An 11,910-nucleotide genomic window follows, 5' to 3' on the forward strand; every position below is an offset into this window, starting at 1 on the left:
CCATGCGTATTCTTACCTTTGTTGCCGCGTTGATGATGCCGCTTGCCGCACAGGCGCAGGACCGCGCACCGATCCTGATGGACGTTGCCGAGACACATATCCTGCCCAGGTTCGACAAGCTGCCGGAAACGACCCGGGCTCTGCTCAGTGCTTCGCGGGTGGATTGCGATCCGACCTCACCGGCGTTGCGCGCGGCTTATGATGCGGCCTTCGACAGCTGGATTTCCGCCAGCCACCTGCGGTTCGGTCCGACCGAGGTCGATGACCGTGCATTTGCCATGGCGTTCTGGCCCGACACCAAAGGATTCACCACCAAAGCCCTGTCCCAGCATATCGCGACCGAGGATGACGCCGTGCAAGACCCGGAAGCCTATGCCGAGACATCCATAGCGGGGCGCGGGTTCTTTGCGCTCGAACGGATGCTGTTCGATCCCGCCTTTGCAGAGCAGGGCAATGCGGATTACCGCTGCGCGCTGATTCAGGCGATCGCGGCGGATATTGATGCCAACGCGCGGGCGATGGCCGATGACTGGCAAAGCTATGCCCCCGGCCTGACCCGGCCCGGCGAGAACGGCCGATACCGAACGCAGGACGAAGCGATGCAGGAACTGTTCAAGGCTTTGTCCACGGGTCTTGAATTCACGGCCGACACACGGCTTGGTCGCCCGTTGGGCACGTTCGACCGCCCGCGCCCGAACCGCGCCGAAGCGTGGCGGTCGAAGCGATCCTTGCGCCATGTCGAGCTTTCACTGATGGCCCTTCGTGATCTTGCATCGCGATTGGCCTTTGATCATCCCGATATCGCCGCGGATCTGGACGCTGCCTTTGCGCGCGCCATCGAGAATGCCCAGGCCATTGACGACCCGGCGCTGGCGGGCGTTTCGGATCCGCAGGCCCGGTTCCGTATCGAGGCCCTGCAACAGTCCATCCACGATATTCGCGCCATTGCGTCGACTGAACTTGGCCCGACGCTGGGCATCAGCGCAGGCTTCAATTCACTGGACGGGGACTGACCCATGACATCGCGCCGCCGTTTTCTTGCAGGGCTTGCTGCAACCTCTCTGCCTCCGATCCATGGATGGGCCTCGGTGGGCAGGCCGGAGTTTCTGGCCGCAGCGCTGTTTCCGGATGGTTCGTATCGACTGGCCGGGCTGGATGCACAGGGAACGCTGCTGTTTTCCGTGCCCCTGCCCGCGCGCGGTCATGCGGCGGCGGCACATCCGGTCAAACCACAGGCCGTGGCCTTTGCGCGCCGTCCGGGCACCTTTGCCGTGGTGATTGATTGCGTGACGGGATCACCGATCGCGCGGCTGACGGCGCCGGAAGGCCGGCATTTCTATGGTCACGGTACTTTTTCAGCCGATGGCGCGATTTTCTTTGCCACCGAAAACGATTACGAGGCCGGAGAAGGTATCATAGGCGTCTGGGACGCCGAAACCTTTGCGCGCTCGGGTGAATTCCCGTCCGGCGGCGTCGGGCCGCATGACATGCGGTTGATGCCGGGTGGGAAAACGCTTGTGATTGCCAATGGCGGGATCGAAACCCATCCCGAAACCGGGCGCACGAAGCTGAACCTGCCGACGATGGAGCCCAACCTGACCTACCTTTCCCTGTCGGGTCTGGTTCAGGAACAGGTGTCGCTGGCGGCTGCCCTTCACAAGAACTCGATCCGCCATCTGGCGGTCCGTCGCGACGGGCTGGTGGGCTTTGCGATGCAGTGGCAGGGCAGCAAGGCCGAACATCCGCCCTTGCTGGGCCTGCACCGTCAGGGGGAAACCCCGCACCTTCTGTCAGCGCCTGAGCAGGACCAAGCCACGCTACAGGGTTATGCGGGCAGCATCGCGTTTTCGGCGGATGGCGCAACCGTTGCCATCACCTGTCCGCGCGGCAACGCGCTGCATCGGTTCGACGTGGCCAGTGGCACATTCAGGGATGCGTTCGAGCTTGAGGATGTCTGCGGGCTTGGATCCGGCAGCGGCTTGGTTTTCACCACCGGAACCGGTGTGTTCGGCGCGTTGACCACTGCGCACCCCAAGATCCGGACCCGCGCGAAGTGCCAGTGGGACAATCATCTGGTCCGGATCACCCCACCGGCATGAAACTCGGATTTTTCCGTCACATAGTTTAGGCTTGGAAGAATCAAACAGCTGCCGTATTGGCGGGCGCGAAACTGGCACCCCTACGTTAAGGACCGACTTGATTGAAACAGACGCCCGACGCACCGCATTCCATCTACGGAGTTGAGAAATGGGGCAAAGGCCTCATCGAGGTGACGGAGCAGGGCGAAATCGGTCTGCGCAATCCCTTGGCTCCCGAGGTTGGCGCGATCAGCCTGCCCGGTATTCTCAGCGATCTGGACGACCGCGGCATCAAGGCCCCGATGGTTCTGCGCGTGTCTTCCTATCTGGAACACGAGATCGCGCATCTTAACGAAAGCTTCCGCGACGCCATCGCCCGCGTCGGTTACAGGGGCAGCTATCGCGGTGTGTTCCCGATCAAAGTGAACCAGCAGGCCCAGGTCGTCGACCGGATCGTCGAATTCGGCAAGAAGTACAACTATGGGCTCGAGGCCGGGTCCAAACCCGAGCTGGTGATCGCGCTGGCACATCGGCTGGCAAGCGAAGCGCTGATCGTCTGCAACGGCGTCAAGGATGCCGAGTTCATCCAGCTGGCCATCCTGTCCCGCAAGATCGGGTTCAACACGGTGATCGTTCTGGAAAGCCCGAAAGAGGCTGACACGGTGATCGAGGTCTACAAAGAATTGGAGGTCGAACCGCTTATTGGCGTGCGGGTGAAACTGACCAACCAGATCAGCGGCAAATGGGAAGAAAGCTCGGGCGACCGCTCGGCTTTCGGTATGAACACCGATCAACTGGTGGCCACGGTGGACAAGCTGCGCGACGCGGGCCTTCTGCATTGCCTGAAGTTGCAGCACTCGCATCTGGGCTCTCAGGTGCAGGACGTCAACGACGTGCGCCGCGCGGTGGGCGAGGCCTGCCGCTATTACACCGAACTGACGCGCGAGGGCGTGCCGCTGACCCATCTGGACCTCGGCGGTGGAATGGGCGTGGACTATACCGGTGAAAAGAAGGCGGCCGAGAACTCGATCAACTACACTGTCGAGGAATACTGCGCCAACGTGGTGGAAACCGTGGCCTATGCGATGGACGAGGCCGAGGTGGACCACCCGACGCTGGTCACCGAAAGCGGCCGCGCGGTGGTGGCGACGTCGTCGATGCTGGTGTTCAACGTGCTGGAAAGCACGCTCTATGATGCGCCCAACGGCCCCGAGGTTGAAGCCGACGATCACCACATGGTTTCAGACCTTGCCGCGGTGCACGGCTATCTCAGCAAAGACCGTCTTCAGGAATGCTGGAACGACGCCACCTTCTATCGCAACGAATTGCGCGCCCTGTTCCGCCGTGGATATGTAGACCTGCGCCAGATGGCCCGGGCCGAACGGATCTACCTGTCGCTGATGGCCCGCCTCAAGGCGCTGGCGGCCAGTGACGATCTGGAAACCGACGTGGACGACCAGCTTGAGAAAGTGGCCGATATCTATCACTGCAACTTTTCGCTGTTCCAGTCCTTGCCAGACGTCTGGGCCATCGACCAGCTGCATCCGATCGTGCCCTTGCAGGGCCTGAACCAAACGCCCGACCGCCGCGCAGTCCTGTCCGACATCACCTGCGACAGCGACGGCAAGATCGACCGGTTCATCCTGGCCGACGGTGTTTCACCCAGTCTGCCGGTGCATACCCTGCCCGAAGATGATGAATATTTCATGGGCGTCTTTTTCGTCGGCGCCTATCAGGAAACGCTGGGCGATCTGCACAATCTCTTTGGCGACACCAACGTCGTCACCATCGACCTGCGCGCTGACGGAGGGTTCGACCTGCTGCACGAACAAGAGGGCGATACGATCAGCCAGGTGCTGTCCTATGTCGAATTCGACCCCACCGACTGCGTCGCCGCCTTCCGCAAAATGGTGGACGAGGCGATCTCGACCGGTACTCTGAAAGCCAAGGACCGCAAAACCCTGATGAGCGCCTATCGCGACTCGATCAACGGCTACACCTATTACGAATAACCCCCTGTGAGAGGAGATTGCCCCATGGGAAAAACACTGGTTGTCGGCGCGGGCGGCGTATCCCACGCCGCCGTGCACAAGATGGCGATGAATTCGGACATCTTCACCGAAATCACACTGGCCAGCCGGACCAAGTCAAAATGCGACGCCATCGCCAAATCGGTAAAAGAGCGCGTGGGCGTTGACATCGCCACCGCCGAGCTTGACGCCTACAAAGTCGAAGATACGGTCAAGCTGATCAAGGAAACAGGCGCGGAAATCCTGGTGAACCTGGCCCTGCCCTATCAGGACCTGGTGCTGATGGACGCCTGCCTCGAGGCCGGGTGCCACTATCTCGACACTGCAAACTACGAGCCCGAAGACGAGGCCAAGTTCGAATACCACTGGCAATGGGCCTATCAAGACAAGTTCAAACAGGCCGGCCTGACGGCGATCCTCGGCTCGGGCTTCGATCCGGGTGTTACATCCGTCTTCGCCAAGTGGCTCAAGAAACACAAGCTGGACACGATCCGCCAGATCGACGTGCTTGACGCCAATGGCGGCCAGAACGATCAGGAATTCGCCACCAATTTCAACCCAGAAATCAACCTGCGCGAAGTCCTGGCCGAAGTACGCCACTGGGAGAACGGCGAATGGAAACACTCTCCCGCCATGACCCACAAGGTCGAGTTTGACTTCCCCGCCATCGGCCCCAAGAACATGTACCTGATGTATCACGAGGAACTGGAATCGCTCAGCACCCACTTCCCCGAGATCGAGCGCGCCCGCTTCTGGATGACATTCGGCGACGCCTACATCACCCATGCCAGGGTGCTGGAAAACGTCGGCATGACCCGCATCGACCCGGTGGTGCATAACGGGGTCGAGATCATCCCGATCCAGTTTTTGAAAACCCTGCTGCCCGATCCCGGCGATCTGGGCGCCGAAACCAAAGGCAAGGCCTGCATCGGCGACATCGCCACGGGTCAGGCCAAGGACGGCTCGGGCGAGAAAACCTATTACATCTACAACATCTGCGACCACGAGGAATGCTATCGCGAGGTCGGCAGCCAGGCCGTCAGCTACACCACCGGCGTTCCCGCCATGATCGGCGCCGCACAAGTGCTGAAAGGCAACTGGCGCGAACCGGGCGTGTGGAACATGGAACAGCTCGACCCGGACGATTTCATGGACATGCTGAACGAACACGGCCTGCCGTGGCAGGTCCACGAACTCGACGGGCCCGTCGAGTTCTGATCCCTCAGGGCGGTCCGCGCGACCGCCCTGCTTCATCTGGCTAAAAATATCCCGGGGGGTCCGGGGGGCAGGCCCCCCGGCCTTTTCACAATCGGAGACGCCCGAAATGTCCGACATGATGACCACACAGGCCGGAGACGCCGGCGCCTTCCGCCACTTCGACCTGACACGCGTCCCCTCCCCCTGCTTCGTCGTCGACGAAAAGGCGGTGGAGCGAAATCTGGCGTTTCTGGCCGATATCGGTGAGCGCTCTGGCGCGCATGTCCTGTCGGCGCTCAAGGCCTTCTCGATGTTCGCGCTGGCCCCTCTGGTGCGACAGTATCTCGGCGGCACCTGCGCCAGCGGCATCTACGAGGCCCGGCTGGGCCGCGAGGAATACGGCGGCGAGGTCGCGACCTTCTGCGCGGGCTACAAGGATTCCGACATCGACGAAATCCTCGCACTGTCGGATCACATCATCTTCAACAGCCCCGGGCAGAAAGACCGCTTTCGTGCCAAGGCTCAGACCGCCGGGCGGCAGGTCGGGCTGCGCATCAACCCCGAGCATTCCGAAGGCGAGGTTGCGAAATACGACCCCTGCGCCCCATGTTCACGCCTCGGCACCCCGGTCAGCCAGTTGGACGCCAAGGCGCTGGAGGGCGTGGATGGCCTGCATATGCACACGCTCTGCGAACAAGGCTTCGAGCCGCTGGCGCGCACCTGGACGGCGGTCGAACCGAAACTGGCACCTTTCCTGAACGGCCTGAAATGGCTGAATTTCGGCGGCGGCCACCACATCACCCGCAGCGACTATGACCGCGACGGGCTGGTGGAGTTCATCAAGGCCATCCGTGCCAAATACGGCGTCGAGGTCTATCTGGAACCCGGCGAGGCCGTGGCGCTGGATGCGGGCATCCTAGTGGGTGAAATCCTCGACCTGCCGCACAACGGCATGGATCTGGCGATCACCGATATTTCGGCCACCTGCCACATGCCCGACGTGATCGAGGCCCCCTATCGCCCCGCCCTGATGGACGAGGCCGAAACCGGCCACACCTACCGACTGGGCGGCCCCTCGTGCCTGGCTGGCGACGTGATCGGCGACTACACCTGGGCCGAACCGCTGCGGATCGGGCAGCGCTTTGCCTTCCTCGATCAGGCGCATTACTCGATGGTCAAGACCAACACGTTCAACGGCGTGCCCCTGCCCACCATCGCCCTGTGGAACAGCGAAACCGACGATCTGAAAATCATCAGGCAATTCGGCTATGACGACTTCAAAGAGAGGCTTTCATGAGCATTTTCCTCGACAGCGAACTGACCGACGCCGAACGCAGCGAAGACGCCCGGTTCCGTGTGATCCCTGTGCCTCTGGAACGCACGGTCTCCTACGGCTCGGGCACGGCAAACGGCCCCGCCGCGATCATCGAGGCCAGCAACGAACTCGAACGCATCACCGGCCACGCCGAACCCTGCTTCGAAGGCATCTTTACCGAAGCCCCCCTGGATTGCGACGGGCCGCTGCCGGACGTCATGGAGCGCCTCGCCCAGCGCACCGAGGCCTCCATCCGCGCCGGCAAGGTGCCGGTCACGCTGGGCGGTGAACACTCGCTCAGCTATGGCGCGGTCATGGGGGTGACCCGCGCCCTGGGTCAGCCCGTCGGTATCGTGCAGATCGACGCCCATGCCGATCTGCGCAACGCCTATCAGGGCGAAAAACACTCTCATGCTTCGGTGATGCATCTGCTGGCCGAGGAAGGTATCCCACTAGCCCAGTTCGGCGTGCGCGCCTTTTCCACCGAGGAAGCAAAAAGCCGCCTGAGAAACCACGTCTTCCACGTGGATGCCGAAGAGTTGGTCACCGGCAACATCCATGCCGTCGACCTGCCCGAGGATTTCCCCGAACTGGTCTATGTCAGCTTTGACGTTGATGGGCTGGACCCGGCGCAGATGCCCGCGACCGGCACGCCCGTTCCGGGCGGGCTTGGATACTATCAGGCGCTTCGCCTCGTCGAACACGCCCTGAAGGGCCGCCGCTGCGTCGGCTTCGACGTGGTCGAACTGGCCCCCGACGGCAATGCCGCCTGGGATTTCACCGCGGCGCAGATCGTCTATCGCTTGATGGCAAGCTGCTGATCAGGCAGGCGGGCCGGGCTGGCCCGCCTGATCCGGTTCCTAGCCGGTTTTGCCGTCATCGGCGGTTTCGTTCAGCTCCATATGGCCTTCGCCCCTGCTCAGAACGCGGCGCAACATGGGTTCGAAGAACTCCAGCGGTTTGGTCGGATAATTCGGGTCAAACGCCTTCTGATCGTATTCATGGCAGAAATAGCGACAATCTTCCCAATAAGGACTGTCGCGATATTTGTCGCGCGCGTTGCGGTCGCCGCCCAGATGGTGGTTGTAGTAGTACCCCTGAAACACGCAATGATGCTTGAGAATCCAATACGTCTTTTCGCTGACGTAAGGCTTCATCATCGCCGCTGACAGCTCTCCGTGATTGTAGGGTGACAGGATATCGCCGGTATCGTGGATCAGCGCAGCCACCACCAGTTCTTCATCTGCACCGTCCTCGTAAGCACGGGTCGCGGCTTGCAGGCTGTGCTGGTAGCGGTTCACCGGATAGGGCGTCCATTCTTCGTCCAACGAGCGGATGGCATCGAGGATGCGGTCTGGCAGGGCTGCATTATACGCCTCTTCATACTCCATCACGGCGTCCCAGTCGGCCTTGGTGGCTGTTTCGAAACTGGTCCAGGTGGGTTTGTGGCTTTTGTCCAGCATGGCTGATCCTTTGGCATGTGTCCTGAACGGAAGCGTAGTTCGAAACCAACCTCCAAAAAAAATGAATTGATTTTATCACAATGATCAAAAAATACTTTCGACATGCAATTCAAAGCTCTGGAAACTTTTCTCTGCGTGGCCGAAACCGGTGGCTTTCACGCCGCCGCCCGCAAGTTGAACGTGACGCAAACCGCTGTCAGCGCGCGTATTCGCCTGATCGAGGAGGAAACCGGCAGGGCGCTGTTCACGCGCGGTGCCGGCGGAACGGCGCTGACCGAGTTCGGCCGGCAGTTCAAACCCTATGCGGAACAGATGTTGTCCCTTTGGGGCTTTGCGTCGCGCGACCTGCCGGTACAGGCACAGAACCGCCCGGCGCTGCGGTTGGGAGGCCAGCTCAGCATCTGGGATCCGTTGCTGGTGGACCTGGCGGTTCGGTTCGAACAGCGCTTCGGCAAATTGCTGTTGACGCTGAACTATGACCACGACCTGAACATGGTCGAAGCGGTGGCAACCCATGTTCTGGACGCGGCGATCACACATGAAAAGCCGGCGGACCGGCGTGTCACGTGGTACGCGCTTGAACCCGAGCTTTTGTCCCTGGTCCGGACGCCAAAGACTGACGGCACGAACGCTGACATGATCTTCGTCAACCTTGAACTGGGCGAGGTCTATCAGGACCACGTCAGATCGGCTGCGCGACGGGCGTCGGGTCAGACAGTGTTTCTTGGCAATTGCATGATGGCGCTGCGATATGTTCTGCACCGAGGCGGAAACGGCTATTTCCCCGATTACGTCATTTCCGAACATCTGGCCTCGGGTGCTCTGGAGCGGGTCGAGGACAGTATCAGCTTGCCGCTGCCCATGTATCTGGTCACCCGCGGTGATCGCGAGGAATTTGACAACATTCACAGCTGTTTGGTGGATCTTCGCGGCTAGAACTCAGGCCGGCGTCGGCATGATCTGGGGCGCGCGCTGCCGTTTTCGCATCAGCGGCCGACCAGCAACAAGCAGGAACAGGCCCGAGATCAGCACCCCTATGATTGCGGGAAGGTACAGCAGAAACCAAAGCTCCGGGTCATCGATCACCACCGGGGAAACAAACCCGCGCACACCTTCAAGCAGCACAAGAATGGTGAAGGCGCCCAATATCTGAGGCCACAATCCAAACCGGGAAAAGCTGCCCAGCATCAGGGTTGAATACCCGGCCAGCGCCACGGCGATGCAAATCGCGATCCACGAGAACCGCTGGTGCAGCTCTTCGATCAGCTTGCCTTGGCTGAACCCTTCCGTGGCTGAAACCTCATCCCGGTTGCGGATCAGGTCCGCCGTTGGAATGGCTTCGAGGCTGCGCCGGGCCATCGGGTTTGTATTCGTCAGTTCCGAGATGTCGTAGGACGCGTCCTGGAACAGGGTCGATGACAACACCTTGCCTTCCTTGTTCAGGCGCAATGCAACCCCATCAACCATCACAAGGTGGATGCCCGCATCATTATTGACCAGATAGGCCGTTACGCTTGAATAGCTGACCGCGTTTTCAGGATCGCGGCGGTCAGACACGAACACTTCGTGGAGTGTGCCGTCCAGATCAATGCTGCCTATGTAAACCGTGACACCTTCGGCGGGGTGCAGAAACTCGCCTTCGTTCAGCAGTTGAGCCGTCACATCTCCGGCCACTTCAGCCTGCCGGATTTCCAGCTGTTCCACCGAGGCCGGGCGCAGGAACACGCTGATGATCGCCATCATCACCCCGGTAATCACACCGAACAGCAGCACCGCCCGGGCAAGCCGCCAAGGGCTGGATCCGGTGGCCAGCATAACCGTCAGCTCACTTTCGCGGCTCAGGCGATTTGTGGCATAGACGGCGGCGGCAAACACGGCCATGGGCATGACCGTGCGGATCAGGGTCGGCAAAGTCAGCGCGGTGAATTCCAGAAAGACCATTGCCGACTGCCCACCGCTGATCACCCTGTCAAACAGGCTGACAGACCGGGTGATCCAGAACACACCGACAAGCACCAGGGTGAAAAAGCCAAACAGAATCAGCAATTGCCGCAGGAAATATCCATCAAAACGCGACATGGGGCCTCGTGCGTGTGTTCGTTTGCAGCGGACACTAGGGCATTAAGCCGGCAGAGGAAACAGGCATTGGACGTCAGGATGCGCCTGTATGCAACCTTGGCGCATACCGGCTTCATCGCACATCCCCGTTTTGGCATCAGAAGGGCCGGGAGATTACGCTTTGTGAAAACAGCGGCTCATGGCACATTTTACGAATTGATTAGAATGGAGTTTGGATAATGGCACTGTTTTTTTCACGCCGCACCTATAACGCGCAGAAGAAAAAGTTCACGTTAAAGCCGGCGGCAAAGACCAGATATGTTCACATCACCCAGCAAAGCCCCGGTGGAAAAATTCGTAAGGGAAGTATTGTCAAAAAAGCCAAATGGCTGGATCTCGTGCGACAGGAGGGCGGGGATTCGGCCGTCCTGATCTATGTTCACGGGTTCAACACCAACCAGAAGGGCATGCTGGACCGGCTGGGGAAAATAGAAACCAATCTCAGGGGCAACGGGTATCAGGGCGCGGTCGTTGCCTTTGACTGGCCCAGCGACGGATCGGTGCACACCTATGACTCGGACCGCTCCGATGCCAAGGCGGTGGCACCGCATCTGGTGGGGGACGGGATCTTGCCGCTGTTGGGAATGTCGCCGCGCCCCAAGGTGCATCTGATCGCTCATTCCATGGGAGCGTTGGTGGTACTGCGCGCATTCTCTGACTTCGGGGATTCGGCCGGGCCCGGCAACAAGATATGGTCGGCGGATCAGGTCATGTTCGCGTCAGCGGACATCGATTCAGAATGGCTGGAAAAGGGCGCATGGGGCGATCTGGTTCTGAAAAAACGGTGCAAGCGATTCACCAATTACTACAGCCGGAAAGACAAGGTGCTGGCCCTGGCCGGCGGGATTGTAAACGGAGGGCGGCCGCGGGCGGGCCGTGTCGGGATGCCGAAGCTGACCTCGAAAGGGCATTGGGATATTTTCTGTGACCACCAATATCAACGAGACGTCCCCAAAGGGCAGCGCAAGATGATGAAGTCGCATCGCTGGTGGTTCGACAGCGGCGGGTTTTATGAGGACCTCGCCCTGACGATCGACGGCCATTCGGCAAAAACGATGCCGACCCGGCACAAGACAAATATCGGGGATCTGGCGCTGCTGGCCTGACTGACCGGCCGCCACACGCCTTTCTCTGGTGCAAAGCCCGATTTTTAGGGTTTTGCTCAAGCACCGCCTTTGGGCAGATTCTCTGCACGTTCTGATATCGTCAGTATGCGTTGCTGACCAGAAACGGAAAGGGCGCGCTCGACCACAAGCGCGCCCCAGTCACAAGGGAGAAACTGAAAACCTGCGTTCTGTGCAGAACCTGAACGCCAACTCTTTGACATCCTCAGATAACCAGACTTCCCGATGTCAGTCAGTGACGCTGTTCACACTCTGGGCCGGAATTTTTTGATGGCATATAGGGTTTGGTTGCACTGCGGCTCACTATGCCTGCATGCGTCCTGATTGCCGGTTCGCCCCTGCCATAGTCGAAAGCCGCGCGCGCTGGAAACGCGCCAGGCACGATTGCCGATTGATGTTTTGATGCGGATGGCAGGGGCAGCAGGGTTCGAACCCGCGACCTACGGTTTTGGAGACCGTCGCTCTACCAACTGAGCTATACCCCTGTGGTGAGCCCCAGATATGACAGCCGCGCGGCGGACTCAAGAGGCTTTTTCGAATTCCACACCACTATCTGAGCCGACAAACAAGTTGCGCAAAATGTGC

At 60.2% G+C, this 11,910-nt stretch carries 10 protein-coding genes and 1 tRNA gene; 8 read left to right on the forward strand and 3 right to left on the reverse strand.

Annotated features, from left to right (window positions below; genetic code table 11):
- The first annotated feature begins 2 nt into the window (after positions 1 to 2).
- The 6 genes from ACR0E2_RS07740 to speB all read left to right on the forward strand — a co-directional run bounded on the left by ACR0E2_RS07740 (position 3) and on the right by speB (position 7,441).
- Positions 3 to 1,013 carry an imelysin family protein gene (locus tag ACR0E2_RS07740; RefSeq protein WP_480445988.1) on the forward strand — a complete coding sequence of 337 codons (1,011 nt, stop codon included), beginning with the start codon at positions 3 to 5 and terminating at the stop codon, positions 1,011 to 1,013.
- Positions 1,014 to 1,016: 3 nt separating this feature from the next.
- Positions 1,017 to 2,099, forward strand: a complete 1,083-nt coding sequence (locus ACR0E2_RS07745; protein ID WP_480445989.1) for a DUF1513 domain-containing protein — start codon at positions 1,017 to 1,019, stop codon at positions 2,097 to 2,099.
- 101 nt (positions 2,100 to 2,200) lie between these two features.
- Positions 2,201 to 4,090, forward strand: coding sequence for a biosynthetic arginine decarboxylase (gene speA, locus ACR0E2_RS07750; RefSeq protein ID WP_171206199.1), 1,890 nt, complete (start codon positions 2,201 to 2,203; stop codon positions 4,088 to 4,090).
- A 24-nt stretch (positions 4,091 to 4,114) separates the two neighbouring features.
- Positions 4,115 to 5,326, forward strand: a complete 1,212-nt coding sequence (locus ACR0E2_RS07755) for a saccharopine dehydrogenase family protein (protein WP_480445991.1) — start codon at positions 4,115 to 4,117, stop codon at positions 5,324 to 5,326.
- 106 nt (positions 5,327 to 5,432) lie between these two features.
- A complete protein-coding gene (nspC, locus tag ACR0E2_RS07760) occupies positions 5,433 to 6,602 on the forward strand; it encodes a carboxynorspermidine decarboxylase (protein ID WP_480445993.1) in 1,170 nt (389 codons plus the stop codon).
- The gene (gene speB / locus ACR0E2_RS07765) at positions 6,599 to 7,441 is read left to right on the forward strand and encodes an agmatinase (protein ID WP_480445994.1); all 843 of its coding nucleotides are present in this window, start codon (positions 6,599 to 6,601) and stop codon (positions 7,439 to 7,441) included. Before nspC ends, speB begins: the two co-directional genes overlap by 4 nt.
- A gap of 39 nt (positions 7,442 to 7,480) precedes the next feature.
- Here speB and ACR0E2_RS07770 read toward each other — a convergent pair whose 3' ends face one another.
- Positions 7,481 to 8,083 carry an HD domain-containing protein gene (locus ACR0E2_RS07770; RefSeq protein WP_171363862.1) on the reverse strand — a complete coding sequence of 201 codons (603 nt, stop codon included), beginning with the start codon at positions 8,081 to 8,083 and terminating at the stop codon, positions 7,481 to 7,483.
- Positions 8,084 to 8,185: 102 nt separating this feature from the next.
- Between ACR0E2_RS07770 and ACR0E2_RS07775 the strand changes: the two genes are divergently transcribed.
- The gene (locus ACR0E2_RS07775; protein ID WP_480445996.1) at positions 8,186 to 9,019 is read left to right on the forward strand and encodes a LysR family transcriptional regulator; all 834 of its coding nucleotides are present in this window, start codon (positions 8,186 to 8,188) and stop codon (positions 9,017 to 9,019) included.
- Positions 9,020 to 9,022: 3 nt separating this feature from the next.
- Here ACR0E2_RS07775 and lptF read toward each other — a convergent pair whose 3' ends face one another.
- Complete coding sequence (gene lptF / locus ACR0E2_RS07780; protein WP_171232822.1) at positions 9,023 to 10,162, reverse strand: LPS export ABC transporter permease LptF; 1,140 nt, start codon at positions 10,160 to 10,162, stop codon at positions 9,023 to 9,025.
- A 218-nt stretch (positions 10,163 to 10,380) separates the two neighbouring features.
- On the opposite strand from lptF, the gene ACR0E2_RS07785 reads away from it, so the two are divergent.
- Positions 10,381 to 11,307 (forward strand): alpha/beta fold hydrolase, encoded by a 927-nt coding sequence (locus tag ACR0E2_RS07785; RefSeq protein WP_480445998.1) that lies wholly within the window; start codon positions 10,381 to 10,383, stop codon positions 11,305 to 11,307.
- Between the two features lie 427 nt (positions 11,308 to 11,734).
- Here the strand turns inward: ACR0E2_RS07785 and ACR0E2_RS07790 are convergent.
- Positions 11,735 to 11,810: transfer RNA gene (locus tag ACR0E2_RS07790), tRNA-Trp, on the reverse strand.
- Positions 11,811 to 11,910: the final 100 nt, after the last annotated feature.

This window comes from Ruegeria sp. A4 (assembly GCF_056543025.1).